Below are 14331 nucleotides of genomic sequence, written 5' to 3'. Positions count from 1 at the left end.
ATTGGGCCGCTGGTACTGTGGGGGGCTGTGTCTCATGCCCTCTCAGCGCGAGACGCATCCCGAGAAAATCACCGGTACGGGTCGCGTGCGGCCCCGTGCCTGAACCTGAAAAGGCTCATTCGTGGCGAACATCAAGTCCCAGATCAAGCGGATCAAGACCAACGAGAAGGCCCGGCTGCGCAACAAGTCGGTGAAGTCCTCCCTCAAGACCGCGATCCGCAAGACCCGCGAGGCCACGGCCGCGGGTGACGTGGAGAAGGCGAACGTCGCGCTGCGCGAGGCCACTCGCAAGCTCGACAAGGCCGTCTCCAAGGGCGTCATCCACAAGAACCAGGCTGCCAACAAGAAGTCGGCGCTGGCTTCCCAGGTCGCTTCCCTCAAGGGCTGAGCAAGGACTGAGTGCGGCCGGGTCGGCCGATTCCGCGGATTCGTTCCTTCACGGATTCGTTCCTTCCGACTCACCGGCTCTCCTGACTTGACCGCCGGCCGGACCCAGAGCGGGCCCTCTCTCATCCGCTCCCGACCGGCACCCCGGACCTGTACGCGGCCTGCGTTCGCCACGCGGGTACGGGTCCACGAGCTTCAACCGGAGCCCCGGCTCCCCGTCCTCCCCAGGACGGGAGCCGGGGCTTCCGGCTTCCCGACCTTCCGGGCTTCCGGGCTTCCGGGCTTCCGGGTGAGTCTCACCGTCTCGTCTGCGGGAGCGAACGAGGGCTCAGCCCCGTCGCGACCGCGCCGCCCGCGCGATCGTCACGACCGCCTTCTCCAGCGCGTACTCGGGGTCGTCCCCGCCGCCCTTCACTCCCGCGTCGGCCTCGGCGACCGCCCGCAGGGCGACCGCGACCCCGTCCGGCGTCCACCCGCGCATCTGCTGCCGCACCCGGTCGATCTTCCAGGGCGGCATCCCCAGCTCCCGCGCCAGGTCGGCCGGACGGCCACCGCGCGCGGAGGACAGCTTCCCGATCGCCCGCACCCCCTGGGCGAGCGCGCTGGTGATCAGTACGGGCGCGACCCCGGTCGACAGTGACCAACGCAAGGCCTCCAGCGCCTCCGCGGCCCGCCCCTCGACGGCCCGGTCGGCCACTTCAAAGCTCGACGCCTCGGCCCGCCCCGTGTAGTACCGCCCGACCACGGCCGCGTCGATCGTCCCCTCGACGTCCGCGCAGAGCTGCGACACCGCGGACGCCAGCTCGCGTAGATCACTGCCGATCGCGTCCACGAGCGCCTGGCACGCCTCAGGAGCGGCGGACCGCCCCAAGGTGCGGAACTCCGTCCGGACAAAGCCCAGCCGCTCGGCCGGCTTCGTCATCTTCGCGCACGCCACCTCCCGGGCCCCCGCCTTGCGCGCCGCGTCCAGCAGGCCCTTCCCCTTGGCCCCGCCCGCGTGCGCCAGCACCAGGGTGATCTCCTCGGCGGGCGAGGAGAGGTACGCCTTCACGTCCTTGACCGTGTCGGCCGACAGGTCCTGCGCGTTCCGCACGACCACGACCTTGCGCTCCGCGAAGAGCGACGGACTCGTCAGCTCGGCCAGCGTGCCGGGCTGCAACTGGTCCGGGGTCAGATCCCGCACGTCCGTGTCGGCGTCGGCGGCCTTCGCGGCCGCCACCACCTCCTGCACGGCACGGTCGAGCAGCAGGTCCTCCTGGCCCACGGCAACCGTGACGGGGGCGAGAGGGTCGTCATTCGCAGTCTTCCTGGCCATCCCTCACAGCATCCCACGCGCCAGCGACAACGCGGCTCGGGCCCACTTCCGTCCGGTGCCCGTCCGGCGCCTGTCACGGCTCTTCGCGCCACCCCTCCCACTCCCCCACGAACTCGTCCAGCTCGGCGGGTACGAGCCGCTCCCTCTCGTCACGCAGCACCACGAGCCACTGCGCGTCCTCGGCATCGTCCTCTCCGGCCAGAGCGTCCCGTACGAGCTGCGGCTCCTCGTCCAGCCCGAAACGTTCGGCCAGCGCCTCCGCCACCTCCTCCGCGGCATCACGGTCAGGCAGCACCAGGACATGTCTCACATCGCTCACGGTGACATTGTCCGATACGTCTGACAGGGTCGTCCCGGGGCAGAGCCCGTCCCGCCGTCCCGGCTCAGGTACCCCTCACCTCCGCCCTCAGTTCCTCCCCCGCACCGCTCACAGCGATCGCCCCGTCCACGTCCGTGCGGAGCACCGTCGCTCCGGCGGCCCGCAGCGCCATCAGGGTGCTCGGTGCCGGATGTCCGTAGGTGTTCTCCGCTCCCACCGGAACGAGCGCCAGCCGCGGGGACACGACACGTATGAGGTCCCGGTCCTGGTAGGCGGAACCGTGGTGGGCGACCTTGAGGACGTCCACCGCCGCCAGCCCGGCGCCGGCCGGTGATCTCAGCAGCGCCCGCTGTGCCGGTGGCTCCAGGTCGCCGAGCATCAGCAGCGTCACTCCGGCCGACCGTACGAGCATGGCCACGCTGGCGTCGTTCGGCCCCTCCGGCGCGGGCGTACCCGTTGTCCGGGGCAGGGGCGCCCCTGGCGTGTACGGCGCGGGCGCGCTCTCCGGTGGTGGCGGTGGTGGTGGCCAGAGGACCCGCCAGGCCAGGTCGCCCGTACGCCGTTCCTCCCCCGCCACCGCCCTGGACACGGGAACGCGCCGGGCCGCCGCCTCCCTCCGGACAAAGCCGACCTGGTCCACCGGTTCCTCGAAGGTGGTGGTCTCGATCGCGCCCACCGCGCGCCCCCGCAGCACGCCCGGCAGTCCCGCCACGTGGTCGGCGTGGAAGTGGGTCAGCAAGACCAGGGGGATCCGCGTGATGCCGAGGGCGGTCAGGCAGCGGTCGACGAGCACCGGGTCGGGGCCGGCGTCCACGACCACCCCCGTCCCCTCGCCCGCCGCGAGCACGGTCGCGTCGCCCTGACCGACATCGCACATCGCGAACCGCCAGCCCGGCGGCGGCCACCCGGTGACCACTCTGGTCAGGGACGGCGGCTGCACCACGACCAGCAGGAACGCCGTCAGGCACGCCCCGCACACCCAGGGGTGGCGCAGCACCCGCCGCCCGACGGCAACCGTGACCGCCGTCGCCAGCGCGAGGAGCAGCGCGCCCGTCCAGCTCCCCGGCCAGTCCACTCCGGCACCGGGCAGCGCCGCCCCCGTCCGCGCCACACCGGCGATCCAGCCCGCGGGCCAACTCGCGCACCAGGCGAAGGCCTCGGCGACCGGCATCCCCAACGGCGCGGCCACCAGCGCGGCGAACCCCAGCACCGTGGCGGGCGCCACCGCGAACTCCGCCAGCAGGTTGCACGGCACCGCCACCAGGCTCACCCGGGCCGACAGCACCGCGACGACCGGCGCGCACACCGCCTGAGCGGCACCGGCGGCGGCCAGCGCCTCGGCCAGGCGCGGCGGCACCCGGCGCCCGCGGAGCACGGCGCTCCACCGCGGGGCGAGGGTGAGCAGGGCGCCGGTCGCGAGGACCGAGAGCAGGAAGCCGTAACTGCGGGCCAGCCACGGGTCGTACAGCACGAGCAGCAGGACCGCCGTGGCCAGCGCGGGGATGAGGGATCTGCGGCGTCCGGTCGCGAGGGCCAGCAGCGCGATCGACCCGCACGCCGCGGCCCGCAGCACGCTCGGGTCGGGCCGGCACACGATCACGAAGCCGAGGGTCAGCGCGCCCCCGGCCAGCGCGGTCGCCCGCAGGGGGATGCCGAGGCGGGGCGCGAGTCCGCTCCGCTCCGCCCGCTGGGCGAGGCCGGGCGGTCCGATGAACAGGGCGAGCAGGATGGTGAAGTTGGCGCCGCTGACGGCGAGCAGGTGCGTGAGGTCGGTCGCCCTGAACGCCTCGTCCAACTCGGCGGGCACCCGTGAGGTGTCCCCCACGACGAAGCCCGGCAGCAGGGCCCGCGCGTCGGCGTCCAGCCCGTCCGTCGCCTCCCGCAGCCCACCGCGCAGCCGGCCCGCGAACCGCTGTGTCCGGGACGGCCCGCCCACCACGTCCGGCGGTCCCGCGCCGCGCACCCGGAGCACCGCCGCGATCCGCTCGCCACCGCCCGAGGCCGGCACGACCCGCGCGAAGACGCGGACGCGGGTGGAGGGCAGGAGAGCGAGCCAGGCCGCGCGGCGGCGCGGGCTCACGTCGAGGATGACCAGGACGGGCGTACGGGTGGCGATGACGGTGCCGTCCCGTTCCTCCAGGCGCCGGACCTCCGCTTCGGCCAGGACGGCAGCGGGGGCCGCGCCGTCCCCGCCGGCCCGGGGGCGGGTGAGCCGCGGATCAGCGGTGAGCTGCACGTCGGCCGTCACCCGCGCGTACTGGCGGGCCAGGTCCGGAACCGGGCCGCGCCGCAGATCGGCCCCGTGCAGACCGGCGGAGGCGGCTGCCGCGGCGGCACAGAGCAGAACGGCGGCGACGGTCGCCCTCAACCGGCTCCCCTGCCTCATCCGACCCGCCCGACCCGTCCGACCCGCCCCGCTCACCCGAGCTGACCGGCTTGACCGACCCAACCGGCTTGACCGACCCAACCGGCTCGACCGGCTCGACCGGCTCGACCGGCCCCATCGAGAACTCAACAAGGCACACCCGGCGACGAGGCAGACCGTCACGATCCCCACGGCCCACCCGGGCGGGGCGTCGAGGAGTACGGCCGCCGTTCCCCAGGCGGTCAGCGCGGGTGGCAGCAGGCGCAGGTCGGCCGGCCCTTCCTGCCGGGGATGCGCGGCGCCGAGCCGGCTTCTGGCAGCGGCGTGCACCGGAGCGCGGTGGACGGTGGGCGTGAGGGCGCCGGCTCCCGCACCGCTCGCCCCGTTCGCCCTGGTCCGCTCGTTGGGCTCGTTCGCCCCGTTCACCCCCCTCGTCCCGTTCATGGCCGTACGAGGTCGCGTAGATCGGCGAAGCGGCGGTCGCCGATGCCGTTGACCTCGCGGAGTTCGTCGAGCGAGCGGAAACCGCCGTGCTGGGTGCGGTAGTCGATGATGTGCTGGGCCAGCACGGGACCGACGCCGGGCAGGGTGTCGAGCTGGTCGGCGGTGGCCGTGTTGAGGGAGACCGGGGCCGTCGGAGCGGCACCGGCAGCGGTGTTCGCGGGTCCGGCCGCACCCGGCACGGGGCCCGCCGCGGGCACGGGGACGCCGACGACCACCTGCTCCCCGTCCGCGAGCAGCCGGGCCCGGTTGAGTCCGTCGACGCTCACGCCCGGACGTACCCCGCCGGCCGCCCGCAGCGCGTCGGCGACCCGGGAGCCCGCGGGCAGCCGCTGGATGCCGGGACTGCGCACCTTGCCGCTGACGTCCACCACGATCGCCGGGCCCGCTACGGGTGCCGGAGTTCCGGCAGTGGCGCCGAGAGCCGCCTCCGTCCCGACCGGTGCCTCCCGCACACCGTGCGGTGCCGGACTCACCACCGCGGGGGCGCTCACGGGCTGGGTCCTGCCCGCCCAGAAGTGCTGTCCGGCGAGGATCACCGAGACGATCAGCAGCACGCCGAGCGCGACGACGCTCTTCCGCTCGACGCCGTAGCGCGCCTGCAGCCACAGCGGCATCCGCTCCCGCAGCGCGGGTGCGGTCCGCTCCCGCCAGGTGGGGCGTGTGCCAGGCACCGAGTCGTCCGCCGTCCACGGCGGTCCGGTGCCGCTTGACGGCTCGGGCTCCCGTCCCGGTGGTCCGGTCCCCGGCTCCGCGCGCTCCTTGATCCGTTCGGCGAGGAGGATCTCCGCACGCCTGCGGAGCGACTCCGCCGAGGCCTGCCGGCGCGCCGCGCGTCCGCGTCCGCGCGGGTGGGAGGGGGCCGGGGCGTGGATGCGTCGGTGGCGTACGCGGCTGTCGGAGACGGGAGCACGTCCTGGGCCACTCGTGACGGACGCGGTGCGTGGATGCGAGCGAAGTGCCATGCGAGGAGGATCGGGTATGCCCACACCCTCGCGAGGATCTTGCTCAATCACCGTGGACGACCACCCGTTTGTGGAGAACTCCCTCACTCACACGAGCACCTCCCGCCACCCCGTCACCCCGTCACCCCGTCCCGCCGTCACCCCGCCAAACGGAGCAACACGGTCCCCCGGTGCTTCAGTGGGGCGAGACGACAGCTCCCAGCAGCCCCGGCCCCGTATGCGCCCCGATCACCGCCCCGACCTCGCTCACATGCAGATCGGCCAGTCCGGGCACCCGCTCCCGCAGGCGGTCCGCGAGCGCCTGGGCGCGCTCGGGCGCGGCCAGGTGGTGGACGGCGATGTCCACCGGAGCGCCGCCGGCCCGTTCGGCGACGATCTCCTCCAGCCGGGCGATCGCCCTGGACGCCGTGCGCACCTTCTCCAGCAGCTCGATACGGCCGTCGTCGAGCTGCAGCAGCGGCTTGACGGCGAGCGCGGAACCGAGCAGGGCCTGTGCGGCACCGATCCGGCCGCCCCGGCGGAGGTAGTCGAGGGTGTCGACGTAGAAGTGGGCCGAGGTGCCCGCCGCCCTCTTCTCCGCCGCGGTGACCGCCTCGTCGGCCGTGCCTCCGCCCTCCGCGGTCCGGGCCGCGGCCAGCGCGCAGAAGCCGAGGGCCATGGCGACCATCCCGGTGTCGACCACCCGCACGGGCACGGGCGCCTCGCGCGCCGCGAGCACGGCGGCGTCGTACGTGCCGGAGAACTCCGCGGAGAGGTGCAGGGAGACGATGCCCTCGACGCCCGACTCGGCCACCTCATGGTAGGTCCGCGCGAACTGCTCGGGGCTGGGGCGGGAGGTGGTGACGGGCTGCCGTTTCTGCAGGGCCTGGGCCAGCGAGCGTGCTGAGATCTCGCTGCCCTCCTCCAGCGCCCGGTCGCCGAGGACCACGGTCAGCGGCACCGCGGTGATGCCGTGACGCTCCATCGCCCGCTGCGGCAGATAGGCCGTTGAATCGGTGACGATCGCGACATGGCGGGACATGAGCTGGAGGTTACCTGTCGGGACGCGGGGAGGGCAGCCCGGGCCCTCCCACCTGCGATCGGACGGTCGTTATCAAGTCGCGCTCCCGGGACGGGGCTTCTTCCGCATCGCGTCGTGCTCGTGCTCGTGCTCGTGCTTCCGGGCCGGGTCCGCCTCCCAGGGGTAGACGACGCGGGGGTCCGGAGACGCGATCGCGGGCCGAGTCGGCTCCTCGCCGGCACGGGCGTGCGGGGGCTCCGGCCAGGTCTGCCCGCCGGAGGCCGCGGCCTCCGGTGCGGGGGCCGCGGGCCAGGGCGGCGGGTCGGCCGGGGCGGCCCCCGCGACGTCCGCCGGGGAGGCGGTGGCGGCCGGACCGGTCGTCCAGTGCCGCAGCGCCCCCGCCTCGACGTCGATCTGCGCGCTGAGCGCGCCCAGGTCGTCGTCCGCGAAGCGGTGGGCCCGGTCGTGGGCCGCCCAGCGCAGGGCGTCCGCCGACTTCGTGATCCGCTCGGTGCGTTCGCGCAGGACGGGCAGCCGCTCGGCGAGCTTGGCGCGATCCGGCTCGGACTCCATGCGCCGCAGTTCGGCGTCGAGTTCGTGGCCGTGCGCACTGAGCCGGTGGAACAGGCCCAGCGTCTCCTTCAGGGACTCGTCCTCGGCGACGCCCGCGTCCAGCGCGTCCTGCGTGGCCCGCATCGAGGTGCGCAGCCCCAGCCGGAGCTGGGCGAGCTCCCCCACGGGCCCGGGCTGGGCGAAGCTCTTGGCCCGCAGCGTGGTGTCCTCGACCGTCCGGCGGGCCTGCGAGATGGTGCGGTCGACTCCCCGCTTGGCGGCTCCGACCACCTTCACCGTGGCGTACACGCCCAACGCCAGGAACAGCACGAAGATCAGGGCCATGATGGCGATGACGGTCTCCACGACGCTCCTCCTCCGACCCCTACGCGCGACGCTTGACGCAAGACGCACCCGGCGGCTCCCGCGGCGCCGCTCTTCCACGGTAAACGCAACGGGCAGGTCCGGAGTTCCGTCAGGAACCCGGACCTGCCCGCACGAAAACCCCTAGGGGTCCCTCGGGGGACCGGCGGGAGGGACCCGCCAAGACCTACGCCGGCACGATGTTCACCAGCTTCGGCGCCCGCACGATCACCTTGCGGATCCCGGCCCCGCCCAGCGCGGCGACGACCTTCTCGTCGGCCAGCGCCACCTTCTCCAGCTCCTCGTCGGAGATGGCCGGGGAGACCTCCAGGCGGGCCTTGACCTTGCCCTTGACCTGCACCACGCACGTCACGGTCTCGTCCACGACGTAGGCGGGGTCCGCCACGGGGAAGTCCTGGTGGACGACGGAGTCGGTGTGCCCCAGCCGCCGCCACAGTTCCTCGGCGACGTGCGGGGCCAGCGGCGCGACCATCAGCACCAGGGCCTCGGCGACCGGCCGGGCGACCGGGCGGCCCACCTTGGTCAGGTGGTTGTTCAGCTCGGTGACCTTGGCGATGGCGGTGTTGAAGCGCATGCCCTCCAGGTCCTGGCGCACCCCGTCGATCGCCTTGTGCAGGGCGCGCAGCGTGTCCTCGTCCGCCTCCGCGTCGACCACGGTGACCTCGCCGGTCGCCTCGTCGACGACGTTGCGCCACAGCCGCTGCAGCAGCCGGAACTGGCCCACCACCGCGCGCGTGTCCCACGGCCGCGACACGTCCAGGGGGCCCATCGCCATCTCGTACAGGCGCAGCGTGTCGGCCCCGTACTCGGCGGCGATCTCGTCCGGGGTGACGGCGTTCTTCAGGGACTTGCCCATCTTGCCCAGCAGGCGGGAGACCTTCTCGCCCTGGTAGTAGTACGCGCCGTCGCGCTCCTCCACCTCGGCGGCGGGGACGGCGATGCCCCGGCTGTCGCGGTAGACGTACGCCTGGATCATGCCCTGGTTGTACAGCTTGTGGAACGGCTCGGAGGACGAGATGTGCCCCAGGTCGAACAGGACCTTGGACCAGAAGCGCGCGTACAGCAGGTGCAGCACGGCGTGTTCGGCGCCGCCGACGTACAGGTCGACACCGCCGTGCGGCTGGCCCTCGCGGGGGCCCATCCAGTACTGCTCGATCTCCGGGTCGACCAGCTTCTCGCTGTTGTGCGGGTCCAGGTAGCGCAGTTCGTACCAGCAGGAACCGGCCCAGTTGGGCATGGTGTTGGTCTCGCGGCGGTACTTGCGCGGACCGCGCCCGTCGCCCAGGTCCAGCGTGACGTTCACCCAGTCCTCGTTGCGGGACAGCGGCGTCTCGGGCTCGGTGTCGGCGTCGTCGGGGTCGAAGGTGCGCGGCGAGTAGTCCTCGACCTCGGGCAGCTCCAGCGGCAGCATCGACGCGGGCAGCGGGTGGGCGGTGCCGTCCTCGTCGTAGACGATCGGGAAGGGCTCGCCCCAGTAGCGCTGGCGGCTGAACAGCCAGTCGCGCAGCCGGAAGTTGACGGTGCCCTCGCCGATGCCCTCGCGCTCCAGCCACTCGGTGATGCGCGCCTTGGCGTCGACGACGCCCAGGCCGTCCAGGGAGACGTGCTCACCGGTGGAGTTGACGATCTTCGCGTCGTACGAGGCGAAGGCGTCGTCCCAGGTGGACGGGTCGGTGCCGCGGTCGTCGCTCGGCTCGACGACGCAGCGCATCGGCAGCTCGAAGGCGCGCGCGAAGGCGAAGTCGCGGGTGTCGTGCGCCGGGACGGCCATGATCGCGCCGGTGCCGTAGCCCATCAGCACGTAGTCGGCGATGAAGACCGGGACCTGTTCGCCGTTGACCGGGTTGGTCGCGTACGTGCCCGTGAAGACACCGGTCTTGTCCTTGGCCTCGGCCTGCCGCTCGACGTCCGACTTGGACGCGGCCTGCGCGCGGTACGCGGCGACGGCCTCGGCCGGGGTCGCGTGCCCGCCGGTCCACGCCTCGCGGGTGCCCTCCGGCCAGGCGGCCGGGGTGAACTTCTCGACCAGCGGGTGCTCGGGGGCCAGCACCATGTAGGTGGCACCGAACAGGGTGTCCTGGCGCGTGGTGAAGACCGTGATCGCCTCGCCGTCGACGGGGAAGTCGACGCGGGCGCCCTCGGAGCGGCCGATCCAGTTGCGCTGCTGCAGCTTGATGGCCTCGGGCCAGTCCAGCTCGTCCAAGTCCTCCAGCAGCCGGTCGGCGTAGGCGGTGATGCGCATGTTCCACTGGCGCAGCTTGGCCTTGAAGACCGGGAAGTTGCCGCGCTCGGAACGGCCGTCCGCGGTGACCTCCTCGTTGGCCAGGACGGTGCCCAGGCCGGGGCACCAGTTCACGGGCGCGTCGGAGGCGTACGCCAGGCGGTACTCGCCCAGGACGTCGGCGCGCTCGACGGCGGTCAGCGCGTCCCAGGAGCGACCGCCGGGGACCGCGCGCTCACCGCTCTCGAACTGGGCGACCAGCTCGGCGATCGGCCGGGCCCGGCGCGCCTCGTCGTCGTACCAGGAATCGAAGATCTGCAGGAAGATCCACTGCGTCCACTTGTAGTACTCCGGGTCGATCGTGGCGAACGACCGGCGCCTGTCGTGGCCCAGGCCCAGCCGGCGCAGCTGGCTGCGCATGTTCTCCATGTTCGCCTCGGTGGACACGCGCGGGTGCGTGCCGGTCTGCACCGCGTACTGCTCGGCGGGCAGGCCGAAGGCGTCGAAGCCCAGGGTGTGCAGGACGTTGTGGCCGGTCATGCGCTGGAACCGGGCGAAGACGTCGGTGGCGATGTAGCCCAGGGGGTGCCCGACGTGCAGACCCGCACCGGAGGGGTACGGGAACATGTCCATGACGTACTTCTTGGGCCGGGCGGCCAGCTCCGGGTCACCCGCCAGGTCACCGGTGGGGTTGGGCGCCTCGTACGTGCCGTCGGCGTCCCAGAAGTCCTGCCAGCGTGCCTCGATCTCCGCGGCCAGGGCGGCCGTGTAGCGGTGCGGCGCGGCCACCTCAGCGGTGGCAGCGGGGTTCGTCTCGCTCATGATCCTCAAAGCTCCATCGATCGTCTCTGCCGGCGGCTGCGTCACTCGGGGTCACTCCGGTGTGTCACCCGAGAAATGAAAAATCCCCTCGCACAGGAGGGGACGCCGCGCCGATGCCGGCCACTCGCTTCTCCCGTGGCCGGGACTGATCAGCGCGGCCCGCTAAGCAGAAGGCGTACGGCACGCATGGCGCCAGGGTACCGCAGCCGCCACGGGGGTTGCGACGGGCTTCCCGGGACGCCCACCCGATTCCGTCACCCGCGAGAACCGGCCAAAAATTCCGACCGGGACTGAAACATCACTCCGCGTAACGGTCACTCCGGGGCATCACAGGTGCCACATCACCACTTGATAACAACGCAATAACTGAAACCACCTACCGCTCGGTTAGGTACGACTTAGAGTGCGACGGCGGGACCGCTTTACCGAACTGTTCGGAGTTGCCCCCATGAACCCTCGTCGCAGTAACAGCTCGCTCCCCCAGCCCGGCCGGTCGGTCTACGGGGCGGCGACGGCTGCCGCTCTGCTGCTGATTCCCCTGACCGTGCTGCTCGGAGGTGACGGACTCCGGGAATTCCTGAACTTCGGCGCCGGCGTGCTCTCGCTGGTCGCCCTCTCCTGCTCGGTCATCTGGGGCCTGGTCGCCACCGACCGGGTGTTCCTGAACGCGCGCCAGCGCATCATCGCGCAGGCCGTCCACCGCACGACCGCCATCTCCTCGGTCGCCTTCCTGCTGCTGCACGTGACGGTCAAGCTGGCGACCGACCGCGCCACGCTGCTCACCGCGCTGGTCCCCTTCAGCCTCGGCGTGACGGGCAGCGGCCTGCTCATCGGCTTCGGCTCGCTGGCCGCCCTCCTGATGGTCACGACCGCCGTCACCGGCGCGCTCCGCAGTGCCTTCGCCACCCCGGCGCCGGTCGCGGCGCGCTGGCGGGCGTTCCACATGCTGGCCTATCCGGCCTGGTGCTTCGCGCTGGTCCACGGACTCTACGCGGGTCGAGAGGCCAAGCCGATCTTCGTGACGCTGTACTGCCTCTGCCTGGTCGGCGTCGCGGGCGCCCTCGTCCTGCGCTCGGCCCCGCGCCCGTTCAAGCGCAGGGTGGCCGACCGGGTCATGGCGGTGCTCGGCACCGAGTCCCGGCCGGGCCGCGAGGAGCTGGACGCGAGCCGGGCCCGGGTGGCCGGCGCCGCCACCGCGGACACCCTGTCGGGAGCGGGCACCCGCGCGCGGGGCGGTGACTCGCCGCTGCCCGGTTACGGCGCGCGGGGCGGCTCGTTCCCGGGAGGCTCGGCCATACCCCCGCAGCGCACTTCGTCCTCGGGCCTGTACGAGTCCGCCGCGCGGGCCGACGCGCCCGGCTCCGGCCCCGGCTTCGCCGCCGCCTACCGCGCCGTGTCGGCATCCCCGCGCGCGGGGGACCCGTTGCCGTCCGTCCCGGACCGGCCCGTACAGCCGCCGGCCGACATGCAGCCCACCCAGGCCGTGCCCCGCCTCGACGACAGCTTCGCGGGCGACCGCTGGCCCGCTCCGTCGCCGCCCCCGGTCGGCGAGGCGCCCCCTTCGGCGTACGACCCGATGCAGGACACCTTCGGCGGCGGCTCCTCGTACCAGACCGCCCCGTACCGGACGGCCCCCTTCCAGGGATCTCCCGAAACTTCTTACGCGACGGTTGAACAGAACGCCCCCTTCGGCACGTACAACACGAACGACACGTACGACAGCGGTCCCGCCACTGAAACGCTGCCTGGTGCGTTCGACGCGCCGAGCTCCGGCGAACCCTGGAACATGCCTTCCGGAGGCCCTAAGTGAACGAGGCCCTTCCCGACGTCCCCGAAGTCCGTGTGGTGGGTCTCCCCCAGCTCACCTCGGGCTTCGACCTCGTCGAGAGGCTGGATCTCCCCATGCACCTGAAGGTGCACGGTCCGCTCGAGCCGGTGGGCGGCGAGCAACTCGCCCAGCTGGCCGAGCGGATCAACCTCAAGGGAAGGGGCGGCGCGGGCTTCCCCTTCCACAAGAAACTGCGGTCGGTCGCCGAGTCGGCGATCAAGCGCGGCATCCGGCCCGTGGTCGTCGTCAACGGCAGCGAGGACGAGCCGGCCTGCCGCAAGGACACGGTGCTGATCAACCGTGCCCCGCACCTGATCCTGGACGGCGCCCTGCTGGTCGCGGAGGCCCTGGGCGCCCGCCAGCTGGTCGTCGGCGTGACCCGTGAGTCCACCCAGCGCTCGATGGAGGCCGCCCTCGCCGAGCGCGGCCTCGGCAACCGGCGGGGCGCGGCGATCCGCGCACGCGTGCAGCGCAACCCGGTGCGGATGGTCACCGGGGCGGCCGCCTCACTGATCCGCTCCATCGACGGCGGCCCGGCGATCCCCCCGGGCCGCAAGGTCAGCGCCTCCCAGAACGGCGTGGGGGGCGCGCCCACCCTGCTGTCGAACGCCGAGACCTTCGCCCAACTGGCCATCGCCGCCCGCATCGGCGCCGAACGCTACGGCAACACCGGTCTGTACGACGAGCCGGGCACCGTGATGCTCACGGTCTCCGGAGCCGTCACCCGTCCCATGGTCATCGAGGCCCCCACCGGCGTTCCGCTGCGCTACGTGCTCCAGCTGGCCGGTGCGCCGCCGGTGCCGCAGGGCGTGCTGACCGGCGGCTACCACGGCAAGTGGATCGACGCGGCGACCGTCGACGAGGCGATCGTCTCGCGCAACTCGCTGGACGCGGTGGGCGGTGCGCTCGGCGCGGGCGCGATCCTGCCGATCAGTCAGGACACCTGCCCGCTGGGCGAGTCGCTCCAGGTGGCCAAGTGGCTGGCGGAGGAGAGCGCGGGCCAGTGCGGTCCCTGCTACCTGGGCCTGCCGGCCGCCGCGCGCGGCATGGAGGACATCATGAACGGCGGCGGCCCGGCGGCCCTGGAGGCGCTCAAGCAGGTCGCCAAGAACGTGAAGCGGCGCGGGGCCTGCTCGCACCCGGACGGCTCGGCGATGTTCCTCGAGTCGACGATCAAGGCGTTCACGGACGACCTGGCCGCCCACGTCCTCGGCAACGGCTGCGGACGGCCCGTGGAGGGCGTGCTGCCCCTGTTCGAGGGCGGCAGGGCACCGACGGGCATCCCGGGCGGCAGCGCCCAGGAGGAGACCGGCCCGAGTCGTCAGAAGATCTACGTCGACTGGACCCTGTGCCGCGGCCACGGCCTGTGCGCGGACCTCCTCCCGGAGGTCTTCGAGCTGGGCGCGGACGGCTTCCCGACGGTCGCCCAGGCGCCGGTGCCGCGCTACGCGGAGGCGAAGGCGCTGCGGGCGGTGCGCCGCTGCCCGGCGCTCGCCCTGCGCATCGAGGAGGACACCCGCTCCATCGCGCCGGCCCGCAACAACCTGCCGGTCCTCTCGCAGGGCCGCGGCCGGCGGGCGCTCGGCAGCGGCCGCTGAGCGCGCCCACGCACACGCGCACCCCGTACACGCGGAGATCCCGTCCGATCGGTTCGATCGGACGGGATCTCGTC

General features: G+C 73.0%; 10 protein-coding genes. 3 read left to right on the top strand and 7 right to left on the bottom strand.

Features of this window, described 5'->3' with window-relative positions; all coding sequences use genetic code 11:
• The first annotated feature begins 121 nt into the window (after nucleotides 1-121).
• A complete protein-coding gene (gene rpsT, locus UW392_RS58880) occupies nucleotides 122-388 on the top strand; it encodes a 30S ribosomal protein S20 (RefSeq protein WP_320783724.1) in 267 nt (88 codons plus the stop codon).
• A 327-nt stretch (nucleotides 389-715) separates the two neighbouring features.
• On the opposite strand, the gene holA is transcribed toward rpsT, so the two are convergent.
• The 7 genes from holA to leuS form a co-directional block, all read right to left on the bottom strand.
• Entirely contained in the window at nucleotides 716-1702 is a 987-nt protein-coding gene (gene holA / locus UW392_RS58875) for a DNA polymerase III subunit delta (protein ID WP_320783723.1), read from the bottom strand.
• A gap of 73 nt (nucleotides 1703-1775) precedes the next feature.
• Complete coding sequence (locus UW392_RS58870) at nucleotides 1776-2021, bottom strand: hypothetical protein (protein ID WP_320783722.1); 246 nt, start codon at nucleotides 2019-2021, stop codon at nucleotides 1776-1778.
• A gap of 64 nt (nucleotides 2022-2085) precedes the next feature.
• The gene (locus UW392_RS58865; protein WP_320783740.1) at nucleotides 2086-4716 is read right to left on the bottom strand and encodes a ComEC/Rec2 family competence protein; all 2631 of its coding nucleotides are present in this window, start codon (nucleotides 4714-4716) and stop codon (nucleotides 2086-2088) included.
• Nucleotides 4717-4826: 110 nt separating this feature from the next.
• On the bottom strand, nucleotides 4827-5852 hold the full coding sequence (locus UW392_RS58860) for a ComEA family DNA-binding protein (RefSeq protein WP_320783721.1): 1026 nt from the start codon (nucleotides 5850-5852) through the stop codon (nucleotides 4827-4829).
• Between the two features lie 175 nt (nucleotides 5853-6027).
• Entirely contained in the window at nucleotides 6028-6873 is an 846-nt protein-coding gene (locus tag UW392_RS58855; protein WP_320783720.1) for a DegV family protein, read from the bottom strand.
• A 72-nt stretch (nucleotides 6874-6945) separates the two neighbouring features.
• Complete coding sequence (locus tag UW392_RS58850; RefSeq protein WP_320783719.1) at nucleotides 6946-7770, bottom strand: hypothetical protein; 825 nt, start codon at nucleotides 7768-7770, stop codon at nucleotides 6946-6948.
• A gap of 184 nt (nucleotides 7771-7954) precedes the next feature.
• A complete protein-coding gene (leuS, locus tag UW392_RS58845) occupies nucleotides 7955-10831 on the bottom strand; it encodes a leucine--tRNA ligase (RefSeq protein ID WP_320783718.1) in 2877 nt (958 codons plus the stop codon).
• Between the two features lie 448 nt (nucleotides 10832-11279).
• Here leuS and UW392_RS58840 point away from each other — a divergent pair, with 448 nt between their 5' ends.
• Entirely contained in the window at nucleotides 11280-12641 is a 1362-nt protein-coding gene (locus UW392_RS58840) for a cytochrome b/b6 domain-containing protein (protein WP_320783717.1), read from the top strand.
• A complete protein-coding gene (locus UW392_RS58835) occupies nucleotides 12638-14257 on the top strand; it encodes an NADH-ubiquinone oxidoreductase-F iron-sulfur binding region domain-containing protein (protein ID WP_320783716.1) in 1620 nt (539 codons plus the stop codon). The genes UW392_RS58840 and UW392_RS58835 overlap by 4 nt, the downstream gene beginning before the upstream one ends.
• Nucleotides 14258-14331: the final 74 nt, after the last annotated feature.

It is taken from the genome of Streptomyces sp. CRN 30 (assembly GCF_034105845.1).
Note: the sequence above shows the minus strand (reverse complement) of the source record. Positions and strands in the feature narration are given on the sequence as shown.

Coding starts and splice junctions, on each gene's coding strand:
- holA (WP_320783723.1), bottom strand. CDS start 1,702: ATGGCCAGGAAGACTGCGAATGACGACCCTCTCGCCCCCGTCACGGTT.
- UW392_RS58860 (WP_320783721.1), bottom strand. CDS start 5,852: ATGGCACTTCGCTCGCATCCACGCACCGCGTCCGTCACGAGTGGCCCA.
- UW392_RS58855 (WP_320783720.1), bottom strand. CDS start 6,873: ATGTCCCGCCATGTCGCGATCGTCACCGATTCAACGGCCTATCTGCCG.
- leuS (WP_320783718.1), bottom strand. CDS start 10,831: ATGAGCGAGACGAACCCCGCTGCCACCGCTGAGGTGGCCGCGCCGCAC.
- UW392_RS58840 (WP_320783717.1), top strand. CDS start 11,280: ATGAACCCTCGTCGCAGTAACAGCTCGCTCCCCCAGCCCGGCCGGTCG.